At 36.2% G+C, this 15,665-nt stretch carries 14 protein-coding genes and 2 pseudogenes; 5 read left to right on the forward strand and 11 right to left on the reverse strand.

What is annotated here, in order from left to right:
- Positions 1-213: 213 nt before the first annotated feature.
- Complete coding sequence (locus A3GW_RS0104670; RefSeq protein ID WP_018368148.1) at positions 214-1,647, reverse strand: ATP-binding protein; 1,434 nt, start codon at positions 1,645-1,647, stop codon at positions 214-216.
- A gap of 90 nt (positions 1,648-1,737) precedes the next feature.
- Between A3GW_RS0104670 and A3GW_RS0104675 the strand changes: the two genes are divergently transcribed.
- The 3 genes from A3GW_RS0104675 (at position 1,738) to A3GW_RS0104685 (ending at position 4,553) form a co-directional block, all read left to right on the forward strand.
- Positions 1,738-3,075 carry a restriction endonuclease subunit S gene (locus A3GW_RS0104675; protein WP_233275312.1) on the forward strand — a complete coding sequence of 446 codons (1,338 nt, stop codon included), beginning with the start codon at positions 1,738-1,740 and terminating at the stop codon, positions 3,073-3,075.
- A 48-nt stretch (positions 3,076-3,123) separates the two neighbouring features.
- Positions 3,124-3,921 carry a tyrosine-type DNA invertase PsrA gene (psrA, locus tag A3GW_RS0104680; RefSeq protein WP_000651186.1) on the forward strand — a complete coding sequence of 266 codons (798 nt, stop codon included), beginning with the start codon at positions 3,124-3,126 and terminating at the stop codon, positions 3,919-3,921.
- A gap of 134 nt (positions 3,922-4,055) precedes the next feature.
- Positions 4,056-4,553 (forward strand): restriction endonuclease subunit S, encoded by a 498-nt coding sequence (locus A3GW_RS0104685; protein ID WP_018368150.1) that lies wholly within the window; start codon positions 4,056-4,058, stop codon positions 4,551-4,553.
- On the opposite strand, the pseudogene A3GW_RS10825 reads toward A3GW_RS0104685, so the two are convergent.
- The 8 genes and pseudogenes from A3GW_RS10825 to A3GW_RS0104725 form a co-directional block, all read right to left on the reverse strand.
- Positions 4,507-6,034, reverse strand: a pseudogene (locus A3GW_RS10825) (restriction endonuclease subunit S). The gene A3GW_RS0104685 and the pseudogene A3GW_RS10825 overlap by 47 nt on opposite strands.
- Entirely contained in the window at positions 6,034-7,497 is a 1,464-nt protein-coding gene (locus A3GW_RS0104695) for a class I SAM-dependent DNA methyltransferase (protein ID WP_000029031.1), read from the reverse strand. Before A3GW_RS0104695 ends, A3GW_RS10825 begins: the two are co-directional and overlap by 1 nt.
- Positions 7,498-7,509: 12 nt before the next feature.
- On the reverse strand, positions 7,510-9,834 hold the full coding sequence (gene hsdR / locus A3GW_RS0104700; protein ID WP_000190122.1) for an EcoAI/FtnUII family type I restriction enzme subunit R: 2,325 nt from the start codon (positions 9,832-9,834) through the stop codon (positions 7,510-7,512).
- A 343-nt stretch (positions 9,835-10,177) separates the two neighbouring features.
- Positions 10,178-10,534 carry a hypothetical protein gene (locus A3GW_RS0104705; protein WP_018368153.1) on the reverse strand — a complete coding sequence of 119 codons (357 nt, stop codon included), beginning with the start codon at positions 10,532-10,534 and terminating at the stop codon, positions 10,178-10,180.
- Positions 10,531-10,895: pseudogene (locus A3GW_RS10830) on the reverse strand (plasmid mobilization protein). Before A3GW_RS10830 ends, A3GW_RS0104705 begins: the two are co-directional and overlap by 4 nt.
- Positions 10,888-11,178, reverse strand: a complete 291-nt coding sequence (locus A3GW_RS0104715) for a DUF5962 family protein (RefSeq protein ID WP_000158581.1) — start codon at positions 11,176-11,178, stop codon at positions 10,888-10,890. The pseudogene A3GW_RS10830 and the gene A3GW_RS0104715 overlap by 8 nt, the downstream one beginning before the upstream one ends.
- A gap of 10 nt (positions 11,179-11,188) precedes the next feature.
- Positions 11,189-12,043 carry a phage replisome organizer N-terminal domain-containing protein gene (locus A3GW_RS0104720; RefSeq protein WP_018368155.1) on the reverse strand — a complete coding sequence of 285 codons (855 nt, stop codon included), beginning with the start codon at positions 12,041-12,043 and terminating at the stop codon, positions 11,189-11,191.
- Between the two features lie 11 nt (positions 12,044-12,054).
- Complete coding sequence (locus A3GW_RS0104725) at positions 12,055-12,339, reverse strand: hypothetical protein (protein WP_001287945.1); 285 nt, start codon at positions 12,337-12,339, stop codon at positions 12,055-12,057.
- A gap of 146 nt (positions 12,340-12,485) precedes the next feature.
- On the opposite strand from A3GW_RS0104725, the gene A3GW_RS0104730 reads away from it, so the two are divergent.
- Together A3GW_RS0104730 and A3GW_RS0104735 are read left to right on the forward strand one after the other, a co-directional pair.
- A complete protein-coding gene (locus A3GW_RS0104730) occupies positions 12,486-13,004 on the forward strand; it encodes a helix-turn-helix domain-containing protein (RefSeq protein ID WP_000181342.1) in 519 nt (172 codons plus the stop codon).
- 54 nt (positions 13,005-13,058) lie between these two features.
- Entirely contained in the window at positions 13,059-14,213 is a 1,155-nt protein-coding gene (locus A3GW_RS0104735; RefSeq protein WP_018368156.1) for a site-specific integrase, read from the forward strand.
- A 442-nt stretch (positions 14,214-14,655) separates the two neighbouring features.
- On the opposite strand, the gene A3GW_RS0104740 is transcribed toward A3GW_RS0104735, so the two are convergent.
- Complete coding sequence (locus A3GW_RS0104740; protein WP_017648187.1) at positions 14,656-15,198, reverse strand: TetR family transcriptional regulator; 543 nt, start codon at positions 15,196-15,198, stop codon at positions 14,656-14,658.
- Between the two features lie 144 nt (positions 15,199-15,342).
- A partial coding sequence (gene cadX, locus A3GW_RS0104745; protein WP_018368157.1) for a Cd(II)/Zn(II)-sensing metalloregulatory transcriptional regulator CadX occupies positions 15,343-15,665 on the reverse strand: 323 nt, incomplete at its 5' end.

Here is a 15,665-nt window from a genome sequence, read left to right on the forward strand (position 1 = left end):
AAATAAACTATTATAACTTAGAATAGTTAGTAAATATTCTACTGTATTCTACTGTATTCTACTGTATTCTACTGTATTCTACTGTATTCTACTGTATTCTACTGTATTCTNTATTCTACTGTATTCTACTGTATTCTACTGTATTCTACTGTATTCTACTGTATTCTACTGTATTCTACTGTATTCTTATTACTAATAGTACCCTGACTGTAATCATTTATCAATTAAAAGATAATATTGATTGCGGTCATTTTTACTTGATCCAAACCAAGTGATGATTTCTAAATCACGAAGATGATGCAACATTTTAACAACAAACGAGCGACTTCTTCCCGTCAGCTCAATGGCTTTTGCGGTGGTCATCTTCTCACCAGAATTGTACATATAGTGAACCAGCAATTGTTCATCAGCATTGAGGTCGCCAAAATCAGTAAACTGTTTCTCCAAACTATCTCGGGTCCGTAGGTGTCGGCTGACAATATTGTTTTCAAGCGTCAGAACAACCTTGTTCCCAGGTTCAGAGTATTTTGGTTCATGGAGAAAGGCTGATTCCATCTCAGAGTAAATCCGTTTAACACCTTCATTCATCTCACGGACCCAACCAAACTCCGTCAAGGTTCTGGCAATCCGAGGATTTCTTGAAAACCGTTCATGCTTGATATTGTCAACGGTGACGATATTTGGCAATTTCCCTGGGCTATGAATCTCCAGTCGATCATCAAACATGAGCACACGAATATGGTCGCCATAGACAGAGTAATCACGGTGAGTAACAGCATTGACAACACCTTCAAACCAGGCAAATTCTGGATACTCAGGCAAAATTTGAAATTGTCCATTATCATCCAGATATTGGAACTCACGCAGCTGGGTACGAATAAAATCGCGAGCCTTGATAATTAGGGTTGGCAGAGCATCATCAAAAGTCACTTCCTTGATGACGTTAAAACTAGTCCCTGTCCCCATGTCTGTGCCATCAAACCGTTGAAAACGAACACGAGCTTGAGGGAAGAAAGCTGATGGGTATTTACCAAAAAGCAAGATAGCAGCCTTGGTCAATTTACCATTGACCAGAAAACGCCGAGCTTTGAGAATTTCTTCCGTAGAGCGGTCTGAAATATCAAATCGATTCTTGAAATCCTGTACCAGACTATCATCAATGTCTTCTAAGGTTGCATTAGCCACAACTTCATCCTCAAAGAAACGCTGTCCCTTATCATAGCTGAGTTGAGTTCGTTGTTCATAACTGAGCTTAACGGTCTCATCACCCTGACGCAGGTAAACCTCATCATTAGGCGCAGCAATCACTCGGTTTGAAGATAATTCAACTGAGATAACCAAAATCACATCGTCTTCACCCTTATGGTTTCGCACAGGGATTTCTTCAAAAGATAAGTCCAAAGGAGTATCACGCATCTCACGGTCAATCTTTTTGAAGTCATCAATGGGATAGGCTCTGCCATCTTTGAAGCCAGTAATGATGTTATTTTGCTTGTCGTCCTCAATACCGATTACCAGCTGGCCACCATCTGCATTAGCAAAGGCAATCAGATGTTTAAGAAGTTCAGACGGCTTTTTGCGTGCAGATTTCCTGTCCAAGTATTGAGTCTCTGGTGAGAACTGGTAGTGGGATAGGGTTTGATTCATGTCATTCTCCTGAGTGTTATAGCTCTATTATAACACATCTCCCATTCTTTCTTGCTTCCAATTCATTGTGCTAAGAAACCTTATGAGAAGTTGGCAGATGGAACAGTTAAGGAAGTGGAAGTCCCCTATGATATACCAGATAGTTGGGAGTGGGTGAAATTAAAAGAAATTGCTTTGGTAAAATCAAGTAAAAGAGTACTCCAAAAAGATTACGCTAAGTCTGGGATACCATTCTATAGGTCTAAAGAAATAGGTAACTTACATCGAAATGAAGATATTATCACCGAACTTTTTATTACTGATGAACATTATCAAACATTACAAGATAGCTATGGAGTTCCTAAACAAGGAGATATTTTAATTACATCCGTAGGAAGTATCGGAAATACTTGGATTTGCGATGAAAGAAAATTTTATTACAAAGATGGAAATATTACTCAAATTTGTTCAAATGAGTATTTTAACTCGTATTTTATTGAAAGATGCATACATAGTCCATTCTTTTGGGAGCAAGTCACATCTACAGTATCAGGAACGGCATACTCAGCTCTAACAATAATAAAATTGAACAATATTCTCTTCCCCCTCCCGCCTCTCTCTGAACAGAAACGGATTGTGGAGCAAATCGAACGTGCCTTGGAAAAGGTAGATGCATATTCCGAAAGTTACAATAAACTTCAAGAATTGGACAAATCCTTTCCAGATAAGTTGAAAAAATCTATTCTTCAATATGCCATGCAAGGTAAGTTGGTTCCTCAAGACCCTAACGATGAACCCGTTGAGGTTTTGCTTGAAAAAATCCAAGCTGAAAAGCAAAAACTCTATGAGGAAGGGAAACTCAAGAAGAAAGATTTGGCAGAAATAGTGGTGACAAAAGGAGATGATAACTCTCCTTATAAGGAAGTGCCGTACAACATTCCAAAAAGCTGGGAATGGGTAAGGTTAGGTAATATATCTTCGTTGAATTTTTTTTCTAGTATATCTGGAGATAAGATTCCAAATGATAGCTGGGTTTTAGATATGGAAGATATAGAAAAAGAGACCGGAAGATTAGTTAGAAAAAACTATAAAACAGGAAAGTCGTCTTATAAAAGTAATAAAATATCTTTTTCTAAAGACACTATTTTATATGCTAAATTACGGCCCAATCTAAAGAAAGTTATCATTTCTGACGAAAACGGTTTTGCGACAACAGAACTTCTTCCGATTAAAGTTTTTGGGAATATTTCGCTAGAGTACATAAGATACTGTATGATTTCACCGTTTTATTATTTTAATATTATCCAGTCGGTTTATGGTGTTAAAATGCCAAGGGTAAGTTCTGGTTTTCTAAATTCAACTCTCCTCCCCCTCCCGCCTCTCACCGAACAACAGCGTATTGTTTCTAAAATCTCTCAAGTCTTTTCAGTTATCGAATCTTTAGTATAATACTTATGTGCGGTGGAATTTCTATCAAAAATCAGATAGGAGTTGAAGATGAAAGACTTTGAACTACATTTACGAAAAGCTGGATTAGCTGAAAACACCATACGGTCTTACCTGTATGGTGTTCGCTTTTTCTTAGAACATTATGAGTTAAAAATAGAAGATTTATTTGAATATAAAGGATACTTACTGGATAATTTCAAGCCTAAAACGGTTAATCTACGATTGCAGGGGCTTAATAAATACCTTGTTTTTATTGGACATGATGATTTGAAATTAAAATTTGTTAAAATCCAGCAGAAACCATTTTTAGAAGATGTTATCAGCCATGCGGATTACCTCTTTCTGAAACGGAGTTTGAAAAAAGATGATAACTTAAAATGGCATTTTGTAGTTTGGTTTCTAGGAGCAACAGGAGCTCGTGTTAGTGAATTGATAAAATTAAAAGTAGAACATGTGGAGGTCGGTTATTTTGACATTTACTCAAAGGGTGGTAAAATGCGACGACTCTACATCCCTAAAAAATTACGTGACAGTTGTCAGAAATGGCTTGATACTGAAAATCGCCAAAGCGGGTACCTTTTCCTTAATAAATTTAGTCAGCCGATTACAGCTAGAGGGATTGCCCAACAACTAAAAAACTATGCTGTAAAATATCAACTCAATACCAAGGTAGTCTATCCTCATTCCTTTAGACACCTATTTGCCAAAAATTTTCTTGCCAAATACAATGATATTGCCCTGTTAGCAGATTTGATGGGACACGAAAGTATCGAAACAACTCGTATCTACCTCAGAAAAACAGCGACAGAACAACAAGCTATCATAGATAGGGTTGTTAATTGGTGACTTAAAATAGCAGAAGGTCGTATAGACTTTCTGCTATTTTTTGTGACGGTTGCTCTCCTTATGGGAATAACAAAGAAAATAGTGATTTTGCCCGTTCAACTATGCCTGAGATTCCTAACTCTTGGAGTTACGTTATGTTTGGGGGAATAGTGTTATTCAATATTGGAAAAACACCTCCAAGAAGTGAACCAACTTATTGGGGAGTTGATATTCCTTGGGTATCTATTTCAGATATGCCTAATAGTGGTTATATTACTAAAACAAAGGAGTGTATATCTCATTTAGCTATAAAGCAAACAAATATTAAAATTGTTCCCGCAGATACCCTACTGATGAGTTTTAAACTATCAATCGGCAAGGTTGCGATATTAGATGTTCCAGCCAGTCATAATGAGGCAATTATTTCTATATTTCCATATAGTGATAAGAAAAATATTATTAGAAATTATTTAATGATGTTTTTACCACTAATTTCTACGGCTGGAAATTCAAAAGATGCTATAAAAGGCAAAACACTAAATAGCACCAGTATTTCAGAGTTATTGATACCTATTTCAAATTATCAGGAAATGAAAAAAATTGTATCTAAAGTTGATTTACTTTTTCAAAAAGTTGCTCAACTCTATGACTAATGCGTGCTTGCTCTGCTAATGGAACTAATGGAATTGAAATATTACCTAGATTCTTTAGGCTAACACCTCCGATAATTCCTGATTTGTTCTCTTGAAAATCGTTCAGGAACTGAGGACTTTGTAAAAAATAATATAAAAATTTATTGTTACCTGAATAAAACGAGAGGTTACAAAGTTTATTTCCAAAACAAACAGCTTGGTCTAGCATCCCTATTTTACGTCCAGCACTTCCTCCCTCTAGACAGAGTAATATTGATTGAGGTTGGCTTATCTTAAAACCATCTAAGTAGGTGTCAGGGATTTTTATACCATTATCATAAGTAATGTTCCCATTAAAATCAACATCTTTTGTCGCGATATAATTTATCCCGACACCACTCGAAAAATAATATTGCTTTTGAGTTGCATTTATACTATTACCTGTATAAAGATTAGTCACTCTATTTAGTGTTGAGGTTTTCCAACTGAGTATCTTCCCATAAGGAGAGTTATCATCTCCTTTTGTCACCACTATTTCTGCCAAATCTTTCTTCTTGAGTTTACCTTCCTCATAGAGTTTTTGCTTTTCAGCTTTGATTTTTTCAAGCAAGACTTCAACAGGTTCATCATCTGGACTTTGAGCTACTAGCTTACCTTGCATGGCGTATTGGAGGATAGATTTCTTCAGTTTATCTGGAAATTCTTTGTCTAGTTGTTGTAGTTTATTGTAACTTTCTGCATACTCGTCTACTTTTGCTAATGCTTTTTCGATTTGAGCGACAATCCGTTTTTGCTCAGCGAGGGGAGGGAGGGGGAGAAGTGTATCTCCAAAACCTGATGCTGATATTTCCTTAAATGTTGTCCCTGAAGAACGTAAAATAATATCTTTGGTTCTAAACTTGTAGTAACCAATATAAAAAAATTAAATCAACAAGTAGAGGTGTTATTGATTTACAACCTTGATTTGTAGTGTAGTCTTCAGTAACAATATTTATATGTCCGATTGGAGCTCGACTAGAATAAACAATAGAGTTTTTTGAAATTAGTTGAGCAGAAGATTTTTGTAAACCTAATTCAGTAATTTTTTTCGATGATTTAGCAAAAAACTTATTATTTTGCTGTTTTCCCATATCTGCTGGAGTTATCCAAGTGATTTTCCCACCATAGTAGGAAGGTTCAGAAGATTTTGGCGTGCCTCCAGAGGTAATACTACCAATATTTCTTAATTTCACCCAGTTCCAACTCTCTGGTATCTCATATGGTACTTCAACTTCTTGGATAGTTCCATCTGCCAACTTCTCATAAGGTTTCCCGTCAGCACCTCGAAAAAGCTCTGTTTCTTTTTTATCTCGCTTGATTTTGCCATCAGCAATGAGGTTTTCTTTTTCCGCTTTGATACGTTTAAGAAGCTCACTAGCTGGCTCGTCAGTTGGGTCTTGAGGAACCAATTTCCCCTCCATCGCTCTCTGTAAGATACTAGCTTTTAGTTGTTCTGGGGTCATTAGTTCTCCTCCAAAAGCTCTAAAATATCTGCCAAAACAGCATCTATTTTTTGGTTCAAAGCCGCTCTTTCTTGCTGATAGTTTTGAATAAGTTCCAGCGGTTCCAAAATCTCTTCTTCTTCCTTGGGAAAGCCACATTGATCAAAATTATAGTTCAAATCAGCTAACTCAGATGGTGTAAAAGATTTGGCTTTATAAAAATTTCCCTCTAAAATCTCCTCACGGCTAGTCCACCACTCACGAACAGGATTGAAATGCTCTGATTTCATCGGTTTGGTCTTAGAAAAGTTTTTATACCCCTCTGGCATATCCAAACGATAAAACCAAGTCTGCTCCGTCTTCTTAGTCTTGTCAAAGAAAAGGATATTGGTGTGAATACCTGTGTAAGGTGCAAAGACACTATGAGGCAAACGGATAATCGTATGAAGATTAAATTCCTCAACCAATTTTTCTTTCAAACGAGTTTTAACACCCTCTCCAAAGAGAAAGCCATCTGGTAAAATTACCCCAACACGACCGTTTTCTTTCAGCCTATACATGATAACTGCCATAAAAAGGTCCGCTGTCTCCGAACTCCGCAACTCTGCCGGAAAATTATTTTTAATCGTATCAAGTTCGGAACCACCAAAAGGTGGGTTCATCATGATAAGGTCAAACTTCTCGTCATCTGTGTACTCTCGGACATTTTTCTCCAAGGTATTGCCATGAATGATTTTAGGGTCATCAATTTCATGAAGAAAGAGGTTCGTCACTGCTAAAAGGTGAGGAAAGGCTTTTTTCTCAATCCCAAAGACAGCCTGATTGTATTTTTGAATATCCTCGCTAGTCTTACGCTGTTTGCTTAAATAATTTAAAGTCGAGGTCAAGAAACCACCTGTTCCACAGGCAAGATCAGCCATTGTTTCACCTAATTTAGGGTCAAGCATTTCAGCAATGAAATCGGTCGCTGCACGAGGGGTATAAAATTCCCCAGAGTTCCCTGCACTTTGGATGTCCTTGAGGATTTTCTCATAAATATCATTAAAGGAGTGTCGGTCTTCTGGACTATTAAAGTCCACCTCATCAATGACATTGATAACCTGACGCAAGAGCACACCGTTTTTCATGTAGTTATTAGCATCTTCAAAGGCTGATTTAACAATGCTTTTCCGAATGGGCATATTGGGTGTGATTTCAAGCTCTTTTAATTCCTTAAACAGCCTATTGTTCACAAAATCAAGCAAATCATCACCTGTCAAGACTTGCTCACCTTTTTCAGCGTGAGCCCAATTTCGCCATTTTAAGTCTTCAGGAATAATTGACTCATAATCATCTTCCTCCAACTCCCAAACCAACTCACGGCTATCATAAATTTTCAAAAAGAGTAACCAAGACATTTGTTCAATACGTTGGGCGTCTCCATTAACACCTGCGTCATTGCGTGTAATATCTTGAATACGTTTCACAAATGATGTAATTGACATAGTTTCCTTTCATTAAGCTACTGTAAATAGCTCTTCTTCCAATTCTTTAATGGCCCTTAGATAGGCTTGCTTATTTCCAAAATAGGTATTGATAATCTTAAAGGTTCCACCGTAAATTTGAAACTCTGGTAATTTTAGCGTTTCAATGCTTTCCAGTTCACCAATCCCCTTATCCATGTACTTATCTAATAACGTCTCTAAAACAGCTCGGGCCTCTTCACTGTACTTTTGCAGATAACCACTACTTTTAACCCTGCTAATTCTCTGGCTCTTAGTCAACTCTTTTTGACCATAAGCCAGTTTTAACAGCAAGTCAAAGTCATCAATCTCCTGTTCAGAAATCCCTTCTGCTTCTCGAATAGCATCAAGATAAACGCCTTTTTTATAGAGTTCTTCTAAGATGACTCTTTTCTTATCCGCTGCTTGCCAGGCAGTAATAAACTCGGTCAAGGTAGCGTAAGCTCCTAGAATATTTTTCCGAGTATAATCGGTCAGACTTTCTGTCACTAACTTCCCATTTTCATCCAAAACCTGAATGGTTGAATTGAGAACATCTACTTTTTTATCAGTGACCCTATATTTTTCAATAGGTTCTCCTCCTCCAGTTGATTCGCCGCCACCTCCAGTTGGCCCTTTAGGGTCAAAGACATACGCTGGCTCTCCATCAAAATCTGGATCTGCAAATAAATTGGTCACGTTTCTAAAATCAATAATGGTGAAAAATTCTTTCCCTTTCTGCGGGTACAAACGTGTCCCACGACCAATAATCTGTTTGAACTCCGTCATGGATTGAATATTGGAATCGAGCACAATCAAACGACAAGTTTTTGCATTGACCCCCGTTGTCAAGAGTTTTGATGTTGTGACAATAGCTGGAAACTTAGAATTAACATCCATAAAGTTATCTAGCTGTGCTTTACCCTCGGCATTGTCGCCAGTCACCTGCATCACATAGCGATAGTCTTCCTGAACCAAATCAGGGTTTTCTTTGACAAAAGCTGCTCGCATCCGCTCAGCATGGTCAATATCAACACAAAAGACAATGGTTTTGTCAAATCGAGCATTGTTCTGTTTCATGTAATCAGAAACAAACTTGGCCACCTTCTGAGTACGGTCATCAATAACAATAGTCTTATCAAAATCTTTTCGACCATAGTACCTATCTTCGATAAGTTTTCCTGCGGCATCCGTTTTCCCATTTTCTGGACGATAGCCATCAACATCAATATTCAAATTGACCCGCATCACGCGATAAGGAGCCAGGAAGCCATCCTCAATGCCCTGTTTCAAACTATAGGTGTAAATTGGTTCACCAAAATAATCTATATTGGAAACCTCTTTTGTCTCCTTTGGTGTCGCTGTCATCCCAATCTGGGTTGCTGAGGCAAAATAATCAATCACTTGGCGCCAGTTGCTGTCCTCCTTAGCTGAACCGCGGTGAGCCTCATCAATAATAATCAGGTCAAAGAAATCCTTATCAAACTTTTGGTAATGCGTTTCTTCGCCGTCTTCACCTGTTAATTGCTGATACAAACCTAAGTAAATTTCAAAAGAATTTAACTTTTCTGGAGAGTTCAGTAACTTTGCTGTGATTTTGGTCATAACCTTTTCAAAAGGCTTAAAATCTTCAGCCATTGTTTGGTCAACTAAGATATTTCGGTCGGCTAAAAAGAGAACACGTTTGGCTAAACCAGCTTTTCGCAAACGATGGATAATTTGAAAAGCCATAAAGGTCTTACCTGTCCCTGTTGCCATAACAAACATGACCCGATTTTCTCCTCTTGCAACCGCCTCAACGGTACGGTTGATAGCGATTTGCTGGTAATAACGTGGTGTTTTATTGGAGAACGCATCAGTATAGTAAGGGACTGAAATCGCCTTTGAAACCTCAGAACTTATCTCTTTTTCAGAAATCAAACGCTCAAATAATTCTTCACGAGTAGGAAACTCCTCTAAAGTTAACTCACGTTCTTGCCTCGTGATACGGTCATGCTCAATAAAACCATTACCATTTGAGGAATAAACAAAAGGAACATCTAAAATCTCACCATATTCAATCGCCTGCTGTAATCCAGCTCGTAAACTATGCTTATTATCTTTAGCTTCAACGATTGCAATACGCTGCCCAAATTGATAGTAGAGAGCATAGTCTGATTTTTTCCCTTCTTTACGACGAGCCTTATCACCTCGAACCTCTATTCGCCCATCTGTAAAATATTCCTCATAGGCAATATGCTCACCATTTTTCCAACCTTTAGCTAAAATGGCTGGTGTGATGAAATTCGCTTTAATATCTTCTTCGCTCATGCTCTTTTTGTCTTTGATGAATGTCGCCATACCAAGTCTCTCCACATCTACACTTAATAAAAAATTATCAGAAGTATGTTACCCGTCTATTATACCATTTTCTAACCTCATCTTGTATTATTTCTCAAGGGGTTTGGGGCTTTGCCCCAAGTGTTAAAATCCATCAGGAGAAGGAGCTCCCAAACTCGTTACTGATGGTTTATTTTTTCGATAGTGTGTATACACTATCTGAGCTCGCAAAGACCTAAAATTATGTTTTTGTATCAATTCTAAATTCCCCGTGCCAGACACGGTGGCTGACATTGTCAGACAATCATTTTTTAGAAGGACATAAGAAAACCGCAGATAAATTCCTGCGGTTTCATTTACTTATTTAATGTTTAGTAGACTTCTTTTTCAGGTTAACTGAGAGTCCCTTTTCCAATTCATCCAATAATTGAGTTATCAACTGACCAAGTTCTATAAAATTCTGTTGTGAAATATTTCCAACCTGAGTTGAAAACTTGGCAATCCTATTAATTGATCTGCCAATCTGAATGAATCGCTCTGTCAGTTGCTCATACTCTGGAAAATTAATCGTCCATGATTCAATCTCTTGGTTAAATAATTTCTTTCTGGCAAAAGCGGAAAAGTTTGACTCTTTTTCATTAGCCATTAATGCTAACAATCTTTTATTCTCATCCTCAGTCAAAAAGACTTGCTTCACGATATTTTTAATTCTATTTTTCATTCATCCACTTTTGATAGTAACCTCGCCTTTTTCGTTTTATGGTATTTAAGGAACGATTTTTCATATTTTTCAATCATTTGAACACTGTAAGTCATAGCTCGTAATGCTTGAAGATCCTGAGATTTCTCTGCATCCTTGCTAACTGATTGATATTATTTTTAATTCGCCTCAAAGAAAATATGAAGTCTTCAAATGAAGTTTCATCAAATACCAAAACAATAGGGAATTTCTTAAATAACATTTTCCTAGCATAGTTAGAAAAATTCCTTAAACCTGTATAACTGATAAGGTAGTTTAGCGTTTGATTCTGCGATTTTGTGATATAGAATTTTTTCAGAACTGTTCGATAACGCTCAACCACAATAAATTCTCCTTGTGTATTTTTCTGCCTGAGACACATCGTATTCCCTCAAATATTCTACAAGTTCCTGATAATCTTGCAACAGCCCTTCTTCTAAATTTGGGAAGTCATTTTCTCTACTCTGGATAATAATTTCTAATTGATTGACAATTTCTCTAATTGAGAAACTATAATCCAGGGTTTCTTCCTCATACTCTGCTTTTAACCCTTGATACCGTTGTAACTCTTCTTCTGATTTAAAACCAGCGACTAGCATATTCTCCAATTGATAATAAATTGTCATTCTACTCTCCTTATCCCTTTTGGTAAAACTTTCTAGCATTTTCATGAGCAATTACCTTAGCTTCCAATAATCGCTCATCTTTTAGGCGCTCCATAGAGCTCATTAAATAGGCTAATGGTGACTCTACATCATTAGGAATACGATCTATCATTCCCAAGACTTCATCAGAAGTCATATAGCCTTCGCTTAAAAACTGTCCAATCGCCATTTTTTGCTTATGAGTTAGGGTGTAATTATAGGGGTAAATAAAACGATCGTTATATCTATCCGCAATCACTTGCAAAAGGGAATAATACTCTGGTTTGAGATAAGTTGTTGACTGATCTTCTGTCTCTCTAGAACTATTATCTAGTACATTCTTATTCTCTTTCTGATTCTTGTTCTTAATCTGTTGCGTTACTTGACCGTTACTTTCCGTTACAGGTAACGTTTCTGTAACGTTACATTCTATTGATAAACTATCTTGCCCACTTACTAGAGCTTTTTGCTTTTGACGATGACGAGCCACTCTTTCTCTTGTTTGTTTACGAATTTTTTCTAGACCATCAATATTCTGATGTTTCTCCCATTTAGGAATTGTGACTGCTCCATCCACAAAAGCAATCATTCCAAATTGTTCAAATGTTTTCAGAGCCAGCTTCACAGTCGTTGACTTTCTCCTAAAGACTGTAGTTAACATCTCTTCTGTATAAAAGACCTTATCTCCTAGAGCTAAGACTCCGCTGTAATTCTGTTTACCTGCTAAAACGAGTAGTTTAAACCAGATGACAATTAAAGTATCTCCTTCGGGCATTGACTCAATCAACTGTATTTTTTCATCATCAAAGATATCTGTAGTAATCTTAATCCATTGTACTTCACTCATACATGTACCTCCTATCTTTCATATTGCTTTAGCCATCTAGTGACAGCTCGTTTATCGTACAGAGTCACCCCATCAATGACCATTGTAGGCATTCCTTCTCGTGTCCATTTTTGAAGGGTTGTCGTTGATACATCAAGCCACCTAGAAAGAGCGGCCATCCGAACCATAGGTTTGTATAGTTCTTTATCTTCTAGCGCTCTTTCAATAGCTGTAGAGACCATTTCATCATAATGTGCCCTTAACTGTTTTTCCAAAACTTTGGGAAGTTGAACAACTAAAGTCGCTTCTTCAGACATATTATTACCTCGTTTCCATTTCTCAATTAAATAAACTCCGAATTTGTTTGTTATTCATTTTGAATTATATATTCTTTTAGAATTTTTGTCAACTATTTTTATTCAAAAAGAATTAAATGTGTTATAATACTCTCAAGGAGGTATTTATGACCAATCATATTGCAAAACTGATAGAAGAGAGCGGCAAAAAACTGACTGAGATTAGTTCTGCTACAAATATCGCTTATCCAACCTTATCAGGATACAATCAAGGCATTCGTCAACCGAAAAAAGGAAATGCTCAAAAATTAGCTGACTATTTCGGCGTATCCATGGCTTACATCTTAGGACTTGATGATAACAAACAAGCACCATCAACTATGAACATTATTTCTGACAGTTTTAAAATTTCCGAGATTAGTTCTGTAACACCTTTTAAAAGCGATATGGAAAAGCTGAAGAAAGGAATTGAACTAGGAGAAATCCATCTGTCTATGCCCTTAAATGACGGCTTCTCAGACGATTTTAGGCGCATTTTAGCTCGCTATTTGGTTAATAATGAAGAAGAATTCATGAAAACCTTCACTAAACACATGAATAGTTTAAAACGAGAATCAGAAATTTGGCAAACCTGGATTCAGACCGAAGAATACCGAATTAGACAAGAAGACCGACATAAAAAATAAACTAACAGTTTCTCAATTACATAAGCTCCGAAAACTTAGAAACGGAGAACTGTTATGTCTGTACACAAGTACCAATCTACAAAAGGAATCACCTATTTTGTTAAAGTTTACCTTGGTCTAAACGACTACGGTAAGAAAAAATATTATACTAAACGAGGGTTCAAGACGCGTAAAGCTGCCAAAGCTCATGAAACTGCTGTTAATCATCAGTTGAATAGTGGAACTTTTGTCCATATTACTGCTCAAACAACCTACACTTACCAAGAGCTTTATCAAAGGTGGTATGAAGCTTATAAAGATACTGTTGAAGCAACTACTGCAGTCAAAACTGCCGACCTCTATCGCCTACATATTCTTCCTGTTTTTGGAGAAAAGAAAATTTCAAAAATCAGTCCTTTAGACTGTCAAACCTTCATCACTGACAAAGCCAAGACATTCAAAAACATGAAGCAAATCAAATCTTATACTTCTAAAATATTTGAATTTGCCATTAATATGAATTATATTGAACGAAATCCCATGAGCAAGGTTATTATGCCTAAACTCAAAAAAACTGGCAGTGAGAACTATTGGACAGTTAACGAGTTGCATCATTTTTTGACAATCATTTTAGAAAATGAACCTTATAAACATTATGCACTATTTCGATTACTAGCATACAGTGGGTTACGAAAAGGAGAGCTCTACGCCCTTAAATGGGAAGATTTTGATTCTGAGAATCAACTATTAACAGTCAGCAAAAGTTTAGGAAGAATAGATGGTCATGCCATTGAAAAAGGAACTAAAAATACATTCTCTGTACGCTCTATATATCTTGATGATGAAACCTGTTCTATCCTCAACAAATGGAAACAGGAAACTAGCAGAGAAAAGTGGCAATTATCAGTACAACCTCTTTCTCTCGACAAAGAATTTATGTTTACATACTGCAACCGAGATGGTGAGATAGAACCCTTACACGCTGACTATATCAACAATATTCTAAAACGTATTATACGTAAGCATAATCTTAAAAAGATTAGCCCACATGGGTTTAGACACACTCACGCAACCTTGATGATTGAAATGGGAATTGACCCAGTCAATACTGCTAAACGCTTAGGCCATGCAAGCAGCCAGATGACTTTAGACACTTATAGCCATGCTACAAAAGCTGGTGAAAAACAGTCAATTACAAAATTTGCAGAGTATCTTAATAAGGCTAAATGAACTAGATTTATTGCTCAGCCTCATATTGACCAAAAACCAAGTCTCGAAAGATTACCAAAAGGATTACCAAAGCACATTTTTCATCAAAAAAGCACCTTGCGAAAACTTCGCAAAGTGCTCTGAAACGTTGATATAACTGAATATTAACGTTTTGAGAATTGTGATGCCTTGCGGGCTTTTTTGAGACCTGGTTTGTCAGGGTTTGATTTCATATTTATAGAAAAAGCTTTAACTTGAGCCTTTATCTGCTTTTTATTATGCTTGAAATTTGATTAAATTTCATCTAACTTGAAACAAGTCAGGTAACTTTTCTAGTAGGACTTTTCAGTTTCTTCATTGAAACAGCCGCTACATAGCGTACACAATATTCCTTCTTTTTGAATAACATTTTGATATTCAGATGGAATTACATTCGAATATAATAATATATGTCTAGTTATGACTAATCAATTTGTAGAACAGTTTTGATGAAATCAGGAATATTATTAATTAAATAGTTTACCCCTTCTTCCAAACTCATCTCGAAATCACCAATAACAATTTGCCAACCAACATAAGTCGAACCAACCACATAGGTATGAAGTTGAATTAGCTGTTCATTACTAATAAGTTTCATGTTTAAAAAAATTTTTAAGCGTTCAAGATTAGATTTTATACAATAGCTATATAAAGAATTTTGGTCATCAGGATTTGCGAAAAGATGTTCAAAGATTGCTTGATTATTTTTTAGTATTAGAAAACTTTTAAAAAAATGCTTTCTGAAGTCACGGTCATCTAAAAAGTCATTATAAGTTTCTGATAACAGTTTATCATATAGACAATTAGAGAGATCATATTTATCTGTAAAATAGTGATAGAAAGTAGGTCTAGATACATGAGCTAATTCTAAGATATTTTTTACAGATATATCTTCAACAACTTGTTTTTGAAGTAAAATTTGATATGCCTCTAAAATACGATTTTTGGCCGATAAATGTGCAGTCATACAGTTTCTTCGTTCCTGGACAATTTCTTTTTCTATCCTGAAGATATTTAAATAGTTCTATATATTATTTCTTGTGAGTAATTTTCATCAAAAAATTTCATAGATAAGACCCCTATAAACATGGAAAAGTAGTAAAAATATGTGTTATCCTAGTTGATTAAAAAAATCTCTGATTTCCTCATCTTTTATAAAATAATATATAATTTTCCCCTCTCTTCTAGTGTCCAAGATGTTTTGATTGGCTAGTTTACGAAGATGGTGGGAGGCAGATGCCATACTGAGATTTAGTAAACAGGCTATATCGCAGACACAGAGTTCTTCAACAGCAAGGAGATAAAAGATGATATTTATCTGTTTATTATCGGTAAACTTTGATAAAATGCGAAGTGATTTTTGGACTTTTTCCTTTTCAAGGTAGTTCGTTGCGGTTGTAACATTTTTTTGATTTATAACATTCACATGGCAGA

It is taken from the genome of Streptococcus entericus DSM 14446, assembly GCF_000380025.1.
In the GTDB taxonomy this organism is placed as follows: domain Bacteria; phylum Bacillota; class Bacilli; order Lactobacillales; family Streptococcaceae; genus Streptococcus; species Streptococcus entericus.

What these genes read in the sequence shown, in the direction of transcription:
- A3GW_RS0104695 (WP_000029031.1), bottom strand. Translation starts at nt 7,497, where the DNA reads ATGTCAATTACATCATTTGTGAAACGTATTCAAGATATTACACGCAAT.
- psrA (WP_000651186.1), top strand. Translation starts at nt 3,124, where the DNA reads ATGAAAGACTTTGAACTACATTTACGAAAAGCTGGATTAGCTGAAAAC.
- A3GW_RS0104735 (WP_018368156.1), top strand. Translation starts at nt 13,059, where the DNA reads ATGTCTGTACACAAGTACCAATCTACAAAAGGAATCACCTATTTTGTT.
- A3GW_RS0104685 (WP_018368150.1), top strand. Translation starts at nt 4,056, where the DNA reads ATGTTTGGGGGAATAGTGTTATTCAATATTGGAAAAACACCTCCAAGA.
- A3GW_RS0104740 (WP_017648187.1), bottom strand. Translation starts at nt 15,198, where the DNA reads ATGACTGCACATTTATCGGCCAAAAATCGTATTTTAGAGGCATATCAA.
- A3GW_RS0104720 (WP_018368155.1), bottom strand. Translation starts at nt 12,043, where the DNA reads ATGAGTGAAGTACAATGGATTAAGATTACTACAGATATCTTTGATGAT.
- A3GW_RS0104705 (WP_018368153.1), bottom strand. Translation starts at nt 10,534, where the DNA reads ATGAAAAATAGAATTAAAAATATCGTGAAGCAAGTCTTTTTGACTGAG.
- A3GW_RS0104670 (WP_018368148.1), bottom strand. Translation starts at nt 1,647, where the DNA reads ATGAATCAAACCCTATCCCACTACCAGTTCTCACCAGAGACTCAATAC.
- A3GW_RS0104730 (WP_000181342.1), top strand. Translation starts at nt 12,486, where the DNA reads ATGACCAATCATATTGCAAAACTGATAGAAGAGAGCGGCAAAAAACTG.
- hsdR (WP_000190122.1), bottom strand. Translation starts at nt 9,834, where the DNA reads ATGGCGACATTCATCAAAGACAAAAAGAGCATGAGCGAAGAAGATATT.
- A3GW_RS0104715 (WP_000158581.1), bottom strand. Translation starts at nt 11,178, where the DNA reads ATGACAATTTATTATCAATTGGAGAATATGCTAGTCGCTGGTTTTAAA.
- A3GW_RS0104725 (WP_001287945.1), bottom strand. Translation starts at nt 12,339, where the DNA reads ATGTCTGAAGAAGCGACTTTAGTTGTTCAACTTCCCAAAGTTTTGGAA.